Genomic DNA, 15,808 nt, shown 5'->3' with positions numbered 1-15,808 from the left:
TTAATAGCGAGTTAGATCTGATCCATAAAAATAATAAGAATTAGCAGATGAAAAATTATATAATTAATAAAGTTACTAGAGTATTGTTTTCTTTTGTGTTTGGAGTGATTATGCCTATGTCTTTTGCGCAAAATGCACCAAAAGAAGAAGACTATTATAGAATTACAACGGTGCCAACTCCCGAAGGTGTTAAAGTAGAAGGAGGAGGTGTTGTAGCACTGCCGGATGGAAGTGTGGCTGTTTGTACAAGAAGAGGTGATGTTTGGATTATTGAAAACCCAACGATGGAAAATGGAAGTAAGGCAGTATTTAAGAAATTTGCTGAAGGTTTACATGAGCCTTTAGGGTTGGCCTATAAAGATGGGGCATTATTTACAGCACAAAGAGGTGAGCTTACTAAACTTATGGATACAGATGGAGATAGAATAGCTGATGTTTATGAAACGGTTTATACATGGCCCTTATCTACACATTATCATGAATATTCTTTTGGGCCTGTCTTAACACCTGATAATACTTTTTTTGTAACAGCTAACGTAGCTTTTGGAAGTGAAGAATGGTGGAGAGGAGAAAGTCGTGTACCATGGAGAGGTTGGACAATGAAGATTACTGAAGACGGACAGATGGAACCATGGGCTACAGGAATGCGTTCTCCTGCAGGTTATGGATTGGTTGATGGTGAATTGTTTTATACTGATAATCAAGGCGACTGGCAAGGGTCCGGAGCACTTTGGCATGTTCCAAAAGGAGCGTTTACCGGCCACCCTGCTGGTTTAAAGTGGGCGGAACATGAGGATTCTCCTATAAATTTTACGGAAAAAGAGTTTTATAGTAAAATTGATATCAGACAAGTTAAAAAGAATGGACGATATGTAAAGCCTGAGAATATTATAGATGAAGCAGATCCTGATTTTAAATATGAAATAAAAAAACATTTTCCGCAATTGCAATTGCCCGCGGTTATATTACCTCATGGTATTTTAGGTATTTCAAATTCTGAAGTGAAGGTAGATGATACCAATGGTAAGTTCGGCCCTTTTAGTGGACAGGTTTTGGTTGGAGATATGGGGCAAAGCAAGATTATGAGAGTCGTACTTGAGAAAGTAAAAGGAGCGTATCAGGGTGTTGCTTTTGATTTTAGATCAGGCTTTCAATCAGGTGTTATGCGGTTTGATTTTGATAACAATGGAAATCTTTTTGTTGGAGAAACAAATAGAGGATGGGGGTCTGCCGGAACTACACATTCCGGATTACAATATTTAACTTGGACTGGTCGAGTTCCTTTTGAGATGAAAACAGTTAAAGCAATGCCAGACGGATTTGAAATTGAATTTACTAAGCCAATAGATAGAACTGCCGCAGAAGATTTAGACTCTTATAAAGGAAAAAGTTATATCTATAAGTATCACCCTGTTTACGGAAGCCCGCAAACCAATCAGGAAGAAATTAAAATAAAGGGTGTTAAAGTAAGTGATGACGGGATGAAAGTTCGTGTGGTAACAGATAATTTAAGACCATACTATGTGCATGAAATTACATTGCATGGCGTGAAAGTTAAAGGAGGAACCCAAATACTCTTACATCCAACATTTTATTATACCTTAAATAATATTCCTGACGGAGAAACATTGCTATTGTCTGAGCTTTCAACAAAGCGGTCGTCTAGCCTTAAAAAGAAGGTGGTTAAAAAAACTCAATCAAGTAAGAAGAAAGTTATTAAAAAGGACTTAGTTTTAAATGACGAACAAGTACAGCCTCTTTTAACAAATAATACCTGTGTAGCTTGTCATAATAAAGATAAAAGAGTAGTCGGACCATCTTTTCAAGCTATTGCAAAACGTAATTATACTAATGAAAAAATAGTAGAACTTATTTATAATCCACAGCCTAAAAACTGGCCGGAATATGCAACTCCTATGGCACCAATGCCACAGGTTCCCAAAGATGAAGCCTTAAAAATTGCAGCTTGGATTAATTCTTTAAAATAAAATGAGTTTTCCAATAAGGGTTCCTTTGGTTTATTTTTTATTAGCAGTACTTTTCGCCTCAGTTTTAAGGGCTTTAAAAACAACTTGTTCCCTTACTGATAGCATAGAGTCAGGTTGCCCTTCATTTCCACCGTCCAGATAGGAAGCCATTAAAACATATATGCCCTTTTCCTCTCTGTTAATATGCTCCTTAAATTGAATAGTACCTTTTATGGGTAATAGTTTTTTGGGCTCACTATTATCGGGTTTTAAAGATAAAATATAGGTTACAATTTCATGAACTTCGTCAGGTGTTAATTGAGGGTGAGCGGCCATCATGGTTTCTCCCCAAACCCCATTTCCACCTTTAATAATTCTACTCATTAAATACGCCGTATCTTCTGAGGTGTATTTATTGGCAATATCTATATAACTGGGGCCATTTACTTTAATATTGGTGGCATGACAAGCTTTACAATCACTGGCCTCAATAAGCTTTTTACCTTCGGGTTCAACATTTTGTTGGTGACCTACAGTAGCTTTAATTAGATCATTGCCTTCAGGAATATAGTCTAAGGTTACTTTAACCTTACCGGGATCTATGGAACCATTTTGGGTACTGCCATCTTGATTATCTTTAACGTTTATGGTATAGTTTACTTTTTTGTAATCCCAATATGTGGTGTCATTGGGGTCTATCTGGATGGACAATTCAGGAGGGTCATTACCTACAATAAGTTTTGTGTTAACAGTGTCAGATTCGCCTGTTTTATCAATGACTTTTAATTGTACTGAATATGTTCCGGGTTCATTAAAAGTAAATGACGGGTTTATTTGAGTTGATTGAACTTTGTCATTGGTAAAAGACCATTCATAACTTAGATGATCATTATCATAATCTAAAGATTCAGAGCCTGAAAAATTAACGGTTAATGGGGTTGAACCTACGTTTTTGTCTGATGTTATTTTTGCTATAGGTTTTCTGTTGCCTTTGATATATGATATCCTATTTAAGCGTGCATCTAAATTTTGACTGTTCCATTTTTGCCCATACTCTAAAACATAAAGATTGCCATCTGAACCAAAAATCATATCCATAGGGTGTGAAAATTCAGTAGAAGGCATAAAAGGATCAGCTTTCACATAGTTGTAATTTTCATCTAGTGTAACTACATAAATCCAATCTCTCATCCACTCATAAACAATAAGCTTATCTTCAAAATACTTTGGAAATATATTGACTGCATTAGGGGAATCTGAAGCATGAAAAATAGGACCTGCCATGGGGTTGACACCACCGGTTCCTAACCATTGAAATTCTTCTGATTTATCATATGAATACCAGATTAGAGATTCTTGGGCAGCAGGCAATTTTTTTAAACCTGTATTGTTAGGTGAATTGTTTATGAGGTTATTTGGGTCAAATTTGGCTCCTGATTCTTGAGTGGCGAAGTTATAATCATTGTAAGATTGATTGTTTCCTCTGGTATATGGCCAACCCCAGAAACCTGCTTGTTTAGCTTGGTTAAACTCTCCCATACCTTTGGGGCCCCTGTTGGGATTTCCTTTTCCTGCGTCTGGGCCAACATCTCCCCAATAAACATAGCCTGTTTTACTGTCTATTGATGGTCTGAATGGGTTTCTGCATCCCATTATATAAATTTCTGGTCTTGTGTTTGGTGTGCCTTCTGGAAATAGATTGCCTTTAGGAATAGAGTAAGTGCCATCATCTTCTGGCTTAATCCTTAAAATTTTACCCCTCAAATCATTGGTGTTTGCTGCAGATTTTTGTGCATCCCAAAGCGCTCTTCCTTCACGTTCATCAATGGGGGCATATCCGGATGACTTAAAAGGGTTGGTGTTATCTCCTAAAGTGATAAATAAGTTGCCGTCAGGGCCAAACTCCAGTGCGCCTCCACTATGACAACATTTTCTTATAGTAGGAATTTTAAGTAATATTTTTTCTGAATCAAAATCTAAGGTGTCATCAATTAGGTCAAATCGAGATACATATTGTAAAGGGGCATCTCCAGGAGCAGAATAAAATAAATAAATCCAATTGTTTCTTTTGTAATTGGGGTCTACTGCTAAACCAAGTAGTCCATCTTCATTACCATAAAATAAATCGAGTTGTGCAATAGTTTTGGTTTGTGCCGTATTAAAATCAAATAATTTTAATGCGCCACGCCGTTCGACAAACAGAATCCCTTTTTCAGGCAATTCATCCAATTCCATGGGTTCATTCAGATTAAAATCTAAAACTTGTTTTACAAATCTGTTCTCAGGAGGGATACGATCTGTTTTTGCTTTTTTATAGTTAAGAGAATTTTCACCTATAGCGTATCTAATACCTCCCAATAAATGAACTAAAAATTCAGGGTTTTCAAAAGTTTCTTTAGTATGTCCAAGCCCAGTATAAAAAGCGCGACCACCATCATAATCATGATACCAGGCAATTGGGTGGTTTTTACCATTTTTACCACCTTTATAGCTGGTTTCATCCAGTTCAATTAAAACATTAATATCTGGGTTTATATTCTTGAAGTTATACCATTCGTCAGTTTTGATCCAGATACTATCCAGTACTTCAGTAGCGGGATGATTTTTATCAATAACATTAAGTTTGGCTTCTTGCACTTTAGGATGTCCTTTAAAATAGGCACCTACCAATTTATTATACCAGGGCCATTCATATTCAGTATCTGTAGCGGCATGTATACCTACAAAACCACCTCCGGCTTGTATGTAACGTTCAAAATTAGCTTGCTGTACACTATTTAAGACATTTTGTGTTGTGTTTAAAAAAACAACTGCAGAGTATTGTTTTAAGGAATCATCTACAAAGTGATTAGCATCCTCGGTTGCTGTGACTTTAAAGTTATTCTCTTTGCCTAGTTTCTTTATGGCTGTTATTCCTGATTCAATTGAATTATGTCTAAAGCCATCTGTTTTACTAAATACTAATATTTTTTCCTCTTTGTTACTACATGATAGTATAAGAAAAGAAGCTAGTAAGAAGATTAATCTTTTTTTTGCGCTATAAATTTTCATAGTTGAATATGTTGGTTTAATAAATGTGTTTATTAAACCTGTTGGTCTTTAAACCTAAAAATAAAGACTTTTTATTACAATAAGGTTTAAATTATTTCATTGAAAAATAACATACAAGTTAATGAAATATATTATTCATTATTAACTCACAAACATCCGTGGGAGAAATGAATTTGGAAGAAGCTGATTTTGTCTTTTCTTGAATTAGTAAGGGGTAATATTTTTCATCAATATTAACTGCTCCGTGGGATCCTTTTATAAGCGTTGCATCTAAAGGAATAATATCCAGCATGGTTCTAAAGCCCAATTTCTTCTTTAGCAGTTTAAAAGCAATTCTCCCTATCATAAATTTCTTCTTTGGGTCTGTGAATAGCTCAACCGGGTCATACCCTGGTTTTTTATGGATGTCAACGTTCCTTGCAAAATCAGGAGCTTTTTTATCATTAAGCCAATAATAATAGGTAAACCAAAAATCGGGTTTTGAAACTGCAATCAAATCACCGGACCGATGATGATTAAGATTATATTTCTTTTGCTCTTCTTTGTCTAAGACCAAATCAATCTCTGGGCAATTTTCTAAGCGTTTTTTAATTTCTGTTAGTTTACTTTTATTATTTATATAGACATGAGCTATTTGGTGATCAGCCATGGCAAAAGCGTCACTAATACCATAGTCAAGTAATTCTAAATTATTTTCCTCACGAATTTTTATGTAGCCGTGTTTTCTTAATAATCTATTTATGTGAAAAGGTGCTTTTACAGGGTTGATGCCATATTCAGAAAGTAGAATGATTTTAACTCCTTTTGATTCATAAAAAGAGATGAGGTCCTGGCAAACTGTATCGAGTTGTTTTAAATCTTTTAAAATAACACTCTCGTCATTATGCTTTTGTAAAACATAATCTAAATGAGGGAGATAAATAAGTTGTAGGGTAGGCTCATGCCAATCATGGACTAACTTAGAAGCGTTTGCAATCCATTGCGTGGATTTTATGGTTGTGTTAGGGCCCCAAAAATTGAATAAAGGGAATGTGCCTAATTTAGATTGGAGTTTATCCCGAAGGTTATTTGGTTTTGAATAACAATCTGGTATTTTTTGACCGTTTGCCCTATATTGCGGACGAGGTGTCACATTAAAATCTGAATTGGAATACATATTATACCACCAAAACATATTGGAGCATGTAAATTCCGGGTTAATGGCTTTTGCTTTATCCCAAATTTTAGGAGCTTCAACTAAATGGTTAGACTGCCTCCACAGTTTCACTTCACATTCGTCTTTAAAATACCAACCATTTGCTACAATACCATGATCTTTTGGCCATTTTCCTGTTAAGTAAGTAGATTGTGCAGAGCATGTTACTGCTGGTAGCACAGGCTTAATTTTAGAAAGTTGTCTTTTTTCAATCCATTGTGTTAAAAAGAGGTCTTTATGTTTAAGTAAGGCACTTGATAAGCCTACAATATTAATTACAACGGTTTGATTCATTATAAAGATTTAGTTTGATAATTGTTTGACTACCCATTCAAATTCTCTAACTATAGAACTGGTAATATCAGTTTGTAAATGTTCTGGCAGAATAGACCATGTGTAGGTCTCAATTTCAAGATGATTACTATATTTTATTTCTTTCCAGAGATTAAGTGCATCAATAATTTCATTTTGTGTCGACTTAAGAACTTGAAAATTAGAAATAAAAATAGGGATATGGAAATGTGTTCTGATTTCCTTAAAACCAGCATTTGTCATAAAATCTATACCTTCAGATAAATCTGAAAAGTGAACTAAGTTGCCTTTGTCTAATTTAACTACGGATTGATGCAGGTATGTGGGTTCATCAAATTGACGTAAATAGGATTGTTGGGAACTAATAGGAATCGTATCAGATTTTTGGCATTTTATTGCAGCACTAATTTGAATCTTTCCAATTTTTATACCTTCGTTTTGTAAATTGGAAATAACAAATTTTGGACTCTCATATGCCAATGCAAAATGGCATATATCATAACAAACCTGAATGTGTTCTAAAATATAAGCTTTTGCTTCTTCTGATTTACAGCCTAGCCGCTTCTGAATAATTAAAACACCTTCTTTAAAGAGGTGATCTTTATAGAAGTCAATGACTTCTTGTGTGTTTTCTAAAAAGCCGTCGGGTTCAGGTTCTAGATCTAGATGCAATAATTTGCCTGTTGCTTTTCTTATATCTATTAGCTGTAAAACAATTTGAATTAAAGATTGACATGACTTTTTGGTTGTTTTATCTAAATCAGTCTGATTATTAAACCAATGTTTGTATGATAGAGGAGAGGTTGATACACTACCTTCCATGCCTTTGGGAAGCAGATATGCTAATATATTCATTAGGTTCTGCGTATAACTTACACGGTTTTCAGTGGTCCAATCGGGAGTGTGAACCTGATCTTTAATAGTGGTATTGTGAAATTCGCCATAGGGAAAACCATTCATAGTGAAAACATACAAGTTATTGGTGTCTAACCAAGTTTTAAAATTTGTAAGGTTGTTTCCTTGAAGAAGTACAGACGCACTTTTTTGAGATAAACGTAAGCCAATTCCAAAGGGCTTGTCTGAGTTTAGCCTTTCTTTAACTTTTACCGTATAGTTTTTTAAATTATCAAAGATTTCTTCCCAGGTTTCACCAGAATGAATATTTGTACAATATGTAAGGTGTGTTTGGTCTTCAATAATCATTACAAGGTGATTTTTTCGCTACTAAATTCATTCATATAACCTATAGATGCTAATACTAAATTTTCATCCATTTGATGAACTTCAAAACCGGTGCCTAAAGATTTAAGGAGCATGATAGTTAGTTTTCCTCCCAGGTGTTCCCTGAATTCTTCTAAACCTTTAATAATTTCATCAGTCATTTGATTATAAGAAATATTAAAGCCTAAATTTATAATGCAATCCAAAATCCGTATAAGTTCAGGTTTACTTAAATAACCTTTTAGGTGCGAGTAGGTACTGTCTAGAGCAATACCAATAGCTACAGCTTCACCATGTCGTATTTCATAATTGGACAATTGTTCTAATTTATGTGCAGCCCAATGCCCAAAATCCAGAGGCCTGGATGACCCTTGCTCAAAAGCATCACCGGAGTTTTGAATATGTTTCATATGCAAATCAGCACATCTATATATGAGCTCATTCATGACATTTTTATCTCTGCTATTTAATGCCTTTATATGATTTTCTATCCATTGGAAAAAGTTGTAATCTTTTATTAGGGACACTTTTAATGCTTCGGAAATTCCCGAACGCCAATCTCGCTCATCTAGTGTAGATAAAAATGAGTCGTCATTGATTACTGCATATGGTACTGCAAAACTCCCAACAAAATTTTTCTTGCCAAAATAGTTGATGCCATTTTTAACGCCAATTCCAGAATCATTTTGAGATAAAACAGTTGTTGGAATCCTTATCAATCTCACGCCTCTATGAGCAATAGCAGCTGCAAAACCAACCATATCAAGTACGGCACCTCCTCCTATAGCAATAATGTAAGAGTGACGATCAATATTAAAATTGTTAACTTTTTCTAAAATTAATTTAATATAATGTTCGTTGTTTTTTGACTGTTCGCCTCCCGGTATTTCTAAAATAGGCCCATTTAATTGGATTGCATTATTGTATTGCTTGAAATAATTGATAATGGATTCTTTTAACTGCGGATGTGCTTTAGATACTCCGTTGTCAACCACTACAATGGCTTTGGATTTTATAGTGGAATGGTTTGAAATTAAATCAAGAAGAATATGATTATCAACCTTAAAAATCTTACTTGTGAATATAAGATTAAAGTTAAAGCTAACTTGAAAAGATTGTTTTATGATTTTTGAGTAGCTCATTTTAACTTAAGTAACTGGGAATTTCTTTGATAAAAATAATGAAAAAGGCAATAAGCATAATACTAATAAGGCCATATATATATTACTAAACCCTGCTACATAGCTGGCATTTAGCGGAATAAGGGAGAGTACTCCAATTTTTACAGCTTTCATTATTAGCTTTGGGTTGTTATTTAAGATAGCATTTGTCTTAGCAATGGTATTTAATCCGTACCAAAAAAGTAAAAACCAAAATGCTTTTGTAAAAGAAAAGTTAAAATGCTGTCCAATGATAAAAAAACCAACAACAATTGTTGCGTCTAGAATCATAGCAACTGCAATAGCGACCTTGTTTTTCCCTTTGGTTTCTTTTTGAGCTGTTAAAGTAATTGCAGAAATGAATAAGACAGGTAAAAGTCCAATCAAATAATATTGAGGTTCCAGATAAGGATTAATACTCATGCCCAAAATAAGATTAAGGCCTCTGCATAATCCCATATTAAGAGGGCCAAACAATGTGTGGTGTTTTGCATATTTATCATAGAGGAGGGCAAATACCATAATACTTATTGCTATATAGCCGCTGTGTATAGAAACTAAGAATGCTGAACTGATACCAATAGTGAATAGGATAATGCCTAGAATTTTGGCTTGATTTAAACTAAGCCTACCACTGGGAATTACTCGTTCAGGGCGATTTAACTGGTCTTGTTTTAAATCAAAAATATCATTAAATACAATCCCACCGCCATATAATCCTGATGTGGCAATACTTAGAAGTATAATATGAAATATTATGTTTTGGTCAATAATTTCGGGTACCAGAAATCCAGAAATTGCAATACCGGCAATGATATCTGCAATAGCTGTTACTATATTTGCTGGCCGAATGAGTTGCAATACTGCATACCACTTTTTCATACTACCCCTTTTTAGCGGCTCCTTTAAAGCTTATTTTTTTAGCTTTTTGCCCCCTTAATACTGTGTTGCCCTCATGAAGATCTGCCTGATTAATGGTTGTTTCATTAATCCAGTCTGATTCATTGAATTGCCCGCTTTGACCATAAATTGTTAAAGCATTTTGATAGCAAGTAAGGTGAATGTCTTTTTCTGAGATGCCATTTTCATGCATTAGCATAGCGGTTTTTGGAACTGATAAAGGGTCACTGACACCCCAATCAGCAGAACTATCTACAATAATTTTTTCTGAACCGTATTGTTTTACAATATCCACCATTCTCATCTTACTCATTTTTGTTTTTGGATAGATGGTAAATGCAGCCCAATAACCTCTGTCTCTAACCCATTTTACTGTTTCTTCGTTGTTATGGTCAATAACAACTTTACTTGGAGAAATACCATGTTCTTCAATAACGTCCATAGTTCTTAGAGTACCATTCTTCTTGTCGCGGTGGGGGGTGTGAATCATTACAGGTAAATCAAAATCTTTAGCCAGTTCTAGTTGTTTTCTAAAGTATTTGTCTTCAGCATCTGTTTGGTCATCATACCCAATTTCACCTACTGCAACAACGCCTTCTTTAGCTAAAAACTCAGGTAGTATTTCAATGACTTGTTCCGCCAGAGCTTCATTGTTAGCTTCTTTAGAGTTCAAGCCAATAGTACAGTAATGCTTTATTCCAAATTGAGAGGCTCTAAACCTTTCCCAGCCTACAAGCATGCTAAAATAATCTTTAAAAGAACCTACGCTGGTACGTGCTTGTCCAAGCCAAAAAGCAGGTTCAATAACGGCAACAATACCTGCTGCTCTCATGTTTTCATAATCATCTGTGGTTCTTGAAACCATATGTATGTGTGGGTCTATATAATTCATGTTTCTTAATGTTTAATTTAATTTTCCTATGGCATCCCATTCATCAATTGTAATTTGACTTCCTTCTTTTTGTAAAAGCTTATTAATTATTTGTTTTTCTGAGTTTTTAAAAGTTTTTTGAAGCATTAGCTTTTTAATATCTTCACGTAAATAGCCATCTATCATGCGCCATATTTCGAGAGATACTTGCCTTCCGGCAGCCCAACGTTCTTTAACGTAGTCTTGAAGCATATGAGCTAGTTTTTCATTTTTACCTTGTTCAAGGTGTTGTATGGGGTAAAGTTTTCTATCCATGAAAAAGGATTTCAAAATAAGTTGATTCCATTCATCTTCACTTAAATAAACCTGAGCAAATGGATTTCCTGAAGCAATGGCATCAAAAACATTGGACATATTGGTTCTGATACCTTCAGCATATTGGAGTCTGAATGAAGCGGCATTTTTCAAAAGAAAGAGGCCTTTGTAAAGTGCTATTTCCTCTTTCATTTCGGCAATTTCAAAAAAAGAGGAAAGCACAGATTTGTTAACTGATACATCTAAAGCTATCATGAATCTAACTCGCGCTAAATCTTGTTTGGTCCATAAACCTTTTCCAAACCCCGGGTATATATTTTCCATTGTTTTGAGATCATTATCATTCCATGAGGGTATTTCAGATGAAATGAAACGGGCAGCCAAGCTAAAAAAAACATTGAATTTATGACTTGTTTCTTTAGTTGATATTATGGCAGATTTAGCTTCAATCCACTCTAATTCTTTAGGTGTAAACTTGGAATTTGTAAGCGTTACAAATTGATCTTGTTGTTTAACGGAAATCATGATTTGATTCAAATTGAAAAATACTAAGGTGTAGGCTTCTTAATATATTTATTACTTTATTTTACTACTCTGTATTTTTAATTGATAAAAGACTCCTAAAGCTGCTATTAGCAAACCTAAAAATTCCCTGGACCCTTCTAAATAAGGTTTTTCATAAACCATTTCTCCGAAAATTTCTTTTTTATTAGGTGTTTTTAAATAATCCAGAAATAATGAAAAGTGAAATGCAGCATACCCTAACAATAAAATAATAGTAGAAATTAAAAATATTCGAGGGATAATTTTGTAATTAGAATATAAACAAATAGCAGCAACAATACTATATATTAAAAACCAAACAATGCCATCAGGGTCATTTAATTGTACTAAAGCAAATAATATAAAGATGATAAATAGGATTATATTAATCACTTTTCTTGGTATTTTCATTTCTAATAAAGTTTCTAAGATTATAAATTATTACGCGCTTTTTAGGCAAAAAGATATCTTTAGCTAAATTAACAAAGTTTTTGCTTATTGCTGTTCAATAATATTAACTAAAAAAGGTCAAAGAAAACAATTTCACCTTTTCAAAGTATTTAAAACAATTATAGACTCCACCCTTTTCTATATTCTCGCTGAACAAATTGATTAGCTTGGTCAAAATTAGTTATTCTCATATTTGCCCCATCCCATAATAATTTTTTTCTACCTGGATAATCAAACCGATTATTGTCGCGTTTTTCTCTTAAATTATAACTTCTAATGGCCAAATTACCCATTAAAATACTTTCTGTGAGCGGACCTGCAAAATCAAATGAAGAGGTCAGGTTCTTATGCTTATTACTATTGAATCCTGCTTTACAGGCTTCAACCCATTTTGCCTGATGTCCGTTATCAGGAGCTGTTTTTTCTTTTATTTTTGATTTGAGTACTTCACCGCTATTTAAGTATATTTTAGGGTCCACGCCGTAAGTGCCACAGGTCATGATGCCTTTTTCACCATACATGATAACACCATTAGCTGAATTATGGGAACCTAACGGGTGATCTGCAGGAATTAAATCAGGATGAAAAGGACGAAGTCCGCCATCTGTCCAGGTTATTTTTGTATCAACCGGATTTTTATCTGAGGCTTTAAATGTGAGCTGTGTTCTTGATGAAGGCGGGCAAGAATCCGGTAAGTGTTCCGGAGACCAGTCTTTAATAAAAACGGCTCCTACACTACTTTCAACTTCAGTTGGATAGCCCAAACCTAAAACTCTATATGGAGGATCTATCAAATGACATCCCATATCGCCCAATGCACCTGTTCCAAAGTTCCACCAGCCTCTCCACTTAAACGGATGATATTGCGGGTGATAATCTACCATTTCGGCCGGACCTATCCAGGTGTCCCAATCTAATCCGTCTAAAATTTCAGGTTTGTCAGTCTTGGTTGGGATGCCTTGTGGCCAAATTGGACGATTGGTCCAAATATCTACTTTATTTACTGCGCCAATCTTTCCTTCATCAAACCATTCTATCATTTGCTTTACACCTAATCCTGAAGCCCCCTGATTTCCCATTTGAGAGACAATTTTATATTCATTAGCGGCTTTTGTGAGCATTCTTGCTTCATAAATATTATGAGTCAAAGGTTTTTGAACATACACATGTTTCCCCATTTTAATCGCTGCCATGGTAATGACGGCATGTGTATGGTCCGGAGTAGAAACGGTAACAGCATCAAAATCCTTTACCTGGTCAAACAATTTTCTGAAATCCTTATATTTCTTTGCTTTCGGAAATTTTTTAAACGCCTTTGAAGCGCTATTCCAATCTACATCACATATAGCAGTAATATTTGATGCGCCTTTGTTCCAGGCATTTACGGCATCTGAATATCCTTTACCTCCGCCTCCGATTACAGCAATATTTAGCTTGTCACTTGGCGGTATAAATCCTTGTCCCATAACATGTCTGGGAATAATACTTATTCCAATAGCAGCAGTAGCCGATTTTTTAATGAATGAACGTCTATTGTTTTTTTGAGAAGAGGACATAATAATTTTTTTAAAAGTTAGAAGTTTCTTTATAAGCGCTTATTACAGCTAATTCACCTGCTTTTCCCTTGATAGAATTACCGTGCTCCATGCCTAAAACGCCTTTAAAACCTTTATTTTGAATGTGTTTAAAGATGTTTTTGTAATTAATCTCTCCGGTGGTTGGCTCTTTTCTTCCGGGGTTATCTCCAATTTGAAAATAGGCAATTTCGTCCCAGGTAAGATCAATGTTTCTAATAAGGTGGCCTTCTGTTTTTTGAAGGTGATAGATGTCAAACAGGATTTTGCATGACGGGCTATTAACAGCTTTACATATCATATAGGTTTGGTCTGACCGTTGTAAATACAGATCAGGTGAATCAGACAAAGGTTCTAAAACCATAGTTAACCCATGAGGTTCAAGGATTTCAGCTCCTCTGCGTAGGGCTTCAATAACATTAGCATCCTGAACGCCAATAGGTAATTTTCTTTGATATCCACCCGGAACTACGGTCAGCCATTTGGCATTAACACGTTTAGCAACGTCGACCGCTTTTTTGCAGCCGTTCAGAAAAATATCAATATACTCCTGCTTACCGGCAGCCAGGGAGTTATTTAGGTTGCCTCCTTTTTGAATGACAAACACCCCCATAGTCATATTGCGTTTAGCTAATGTTTCTCCAATTTTGGTTTGCAAAGCAATGTCCTTTTTCATCATCCCGTTATCCTCAAATGCTGTAAACCCTTGGTCTGCCATAAAATTGATCTGGTCAATAGGATCATTGCCGGCATGATTTTTAAACATGCCTAAATGCGGTGCAAATTTCATTTTGAAATCCGCCTGAGAATTTGCTGCCTTATAAGGTTGTGCCATGGCGTTTATACCGGACATACTTATGCCTGTCACAGAGGCTGCGGCCGCACTTTTCTTTATAAAAGCTCTTCTTTCCATAGCCTTATGATATTATAAAATTGGTTTTTCCGGGTGTGGGTATAGGGTAATTTCCGGAATCATCACAAATGGTGGGGGGGAGACTGTCCCAACTTAAGGAATCTTCGTCTGGTACAATTTGATAATTGGAGTTCATAGCTTGCTCCCATGTAATTTGTTTGCCCGAATAGGTAGCCATTCTGCCTAAAATGGCTGACATAGTACTATTGGCACCATATTCGGCGTTATTAATGTAATCTCTTTGGTTTCTTATGGCTTGAAAGAGGTGGTCGTGCTCAATTTGATAAGGACTGGGGTCGTTTTCTCCATTATGGTCATAAATGGTGTTGCCATCCAAAGAATTTAGTGTGGCGTGAACTTTTCCTTTAGTACTGGAAATGCCATGTGTACCCTGAAAATGTTCTGCAACTTTAGTAAAACAACCGTGTTGATGTCTGCATTGGCTGGATACTACGGCACCACCAGGATATTCAAATTCAACAAAGTGATGGTCAAAAATTTCACCATGATCCTTACCGGTTCTTACCTGTCTTCCTCCCATGCCTTGTGCGCTTATTGGTATTTCTCCAATAAACCAGTTGGCTACATCTATATTGTGAATATGCTGTTCTAAAATATGATCTCCGCATAACCAGTTAAAATAATACCAGTTTCGCATCTGATATTGCATTTCAGACCAATCCTCTTGTCGTGGTCTTACCCAAACACCTGCGGAGTTCCAATATACTTGTCCTGAAACAATTTTGCCAATGTCTCCGTTTTTAATTTTTTCATAGGCAGCTAAATAGCTTTTTTGATAACGCCTTTGCAAGCCCACTACTACATTAAGCTTTTTCTCTTTTGCTGCTTTGGCAGCCTTTAATACTTTTTTTATGCCAACTACATCTGTTGCAACAGGCTTTTCCATAAATACATGTTTACCCTGAGCAATAGCATACTCAAAATGCTGTGGTCTAAAACCGGGAGGTGTGGTGAGTATGACTACATCAGCCTCGTCAATGGCTTTTTTATAAGAACCAAAGCCCACAAATTGCCTTGAGGCTGGTACATCTATTTTGCTTGAATCGAATATTTTAGAAAGGCTTGTATAGGCTTTGTCCAATCTGTCTTTAAAGGCATCAGACATAGCAACCAACTTAACATTGTGGTCGGCTTTTAATGCTTGAGCTGTAGCCCCGGTGCCTCTGCCACCACAGCCAATAACGGCTAGTTTTAATACGTTTTCTTTTTTTGAAATGGGCGAGGCCATCATCATGGATGGAGCAATCAATACACCACCGGTAATTAACGATGATTCTTTTACAAAGTTTCTGCGTGATATGGTCTTTTTTTTCAT

General features: G+C 35.5%; 12 protein-coding genes. 1 reads left to right on the top strand and 11 read right to left on the bottom strand.

From position 1 onward, the window contains the following. Nucleotides 1–47: 47 nt before the first annotated feature. Complete coding sequence (locus VOI54_RS01465) at nucleotides 48–1,988, top strand: c-type cytochrome (RefSeq protein WP_326280951.1); 1,941 nt, start codon at nucleotides 48–50, stop codon at nucleotides 1,986–1,988. A 30-nt stretch (nucleotides 1,989–2,018) separates the two neighbouring features. On the opposite strand, the gene VOI54_RS01460 is transcribed toward VOI54_RS01465, so the two are convergent. From VOI54_RS01460 to VOI54_RS01410, 11 genes are all read right to left on the bottom strand, one after another. Then, nucleotides 2,019–5,018, bottom strand: coding sequence for a ThuA domain-containing protein (locus VOI54_RS01460; protein ID WP_326280950.1), 3,000 nt, complete (start codon nucleotides 5,016–5,018; stop codon nucleotides 2,019–2,021). A 118-nt stretch (nucleotides 5,019–5,136) separates the two neighbouring features. Continuing rightward, nucleotides 5,137–6,507: an alkaline phosphatase family protein gene (locus VOI54_RS01455; protein ID WP_326280949.1), complete on the bottom strand. Its 1,371-nt coding sequence runs from the start codon at nucleotides 6,505–6,507 to the stop codon at nucleotides 5,137–5,139. Nucleotides 6,508–6,516: 9 nt separating this feature from the next. Further along, nucleotides 6,517–7,728: a metabolite traffic protein EboE gene (eboE, locus tag VOI54_RS01450; protein WP_326280948.1), complete on the bottom strand. Its 1,212-nt coding sequence runs from the start codon at nucleotides 7,726–7,728 to the stop codon at nucleotides 6,517–6,519. Continuing rightward, the gene (locus VOI54_RS01445; RefSeq protein ID WP_326280947.1) at nucleotides 7,728–8,888 is read right to left on the bottom strand and encodes a 3-dehydroquinate synthase; all 1,161 of its coding nucleotides are present in this window, start codon (nucleotides 8,886–8,888) and stop codon (nucleotides 7,728–7,730) included. Before VOI54_RS01445 ends, eboE begins: the two co-directional genes overlap by 1 nt. A gap of 6 nt (nucleotides 8,889–8,894) precedes the next feature. Beyond that, nucleotides 8,895–9,788: a UbiA-like protein EboC gene (gene eboC / locus VOI54_RS01440; RefSeq protein ID WP_326280946.1), complete on the bottom strand. Its 894-nt coding sequence runs from the start codon at nucleotides 9,786–9,788 to the stop codon at nucleotides 8,895–8,897. A gap of 1 nt (nucleotide 9,789) precedes the next feature. Then, nucleotides 9,790–10,698: a TatD family hydrolase gene (locus VOI54_RS01435; RefSeq protein ID WP_326280945.1), complete on the bottom strand. Its 909-nt coding sequence runs from the start codon at nucleotides 10,696–10,698 to the stop codon at nucleotides 9,790–9,792. Between the two features lie 12 nt (nucleotides 10,699–10,710). Beyond that, complete coding sequence (locus tag VOI54_RS01430) at nucleotides 10,711–11,517, bottom strand: EboA domain-containing protein (RefSeq protein WP_326280944.1); 807 nt, start codon at nucleotides 11,515–11,517, stop codon at nucleotides 10,711–10,713. A 51-nt stretch (nucleotides 11,518–11,568) separates the two neighbouring features. After that, the gene (locus VOI54_RS01425; RefSeq protein ID WP_326280943.1) at nucleotides 11,569–11,946 is read right to left on the bottom strand and encodes a transmembrane 220 family protein; all 378 of its coding nucleotides are present in this window, start codon (nucleotides 11,944–11,946) and stop codon (nucleotides 11,569–11,571) included. A gap of 158 nt (nucleotides 11,947–12,104) precedes the next feature. Next, nucleotides 12,105–13,541, bottom strand: coding sequence for a Gfo/Idh/MocA family protein (locus VOI54_RS01420; RefSeq protein ID WP_326280942.1), 1,437 nt, complete (start codon nucleotides 13,539–13,541; stop codon nucleotides 12,105–12,107). A gap of 10 nt (nucleotides 13,542–13,551) precedes the next feature. Continuing rightward, nucleotides 13,552–14,472 carry a hydroxypyruvate isomerase family protein gene (locus VOI54_RS01415; protein ID WP_326280941.1) on the bottom strand — a complete coding sequence of 307 codons (921 nt, stop codon included), beginning with the start codon at nucleotides 14,470–14,472 and terminating at the stop codon, nucleotides 13,552–13,554. 4 nt (nucleotides 14,473–14,476) lie between these two features. Continuing rightward, nucleotides 14,477–15,808 carry a Gfo/Idh/MocA family protein gene (locus VOI54_RS01410; RefSeq protein WP_326280940.1) on the bottom strand — a complete coding sequence of 444 codons (1,332 nt, stop codon included), beginning with the start codon at nucleotides 15,806–15,808 and terminating at the stop codon, nucleotides 14,477–14,479.

This window comes from Alterotamlana spongicola, assembly GCF_035818475.1.
GTDB lineage: Bacteria > Bacteroidota > Bacteroidia > Flavobacteriales > Flavobacteriaceae > Cognatitamlana.
This window is presented reverse-complemented; position numbering and strand designations above follow the sequence as displayed.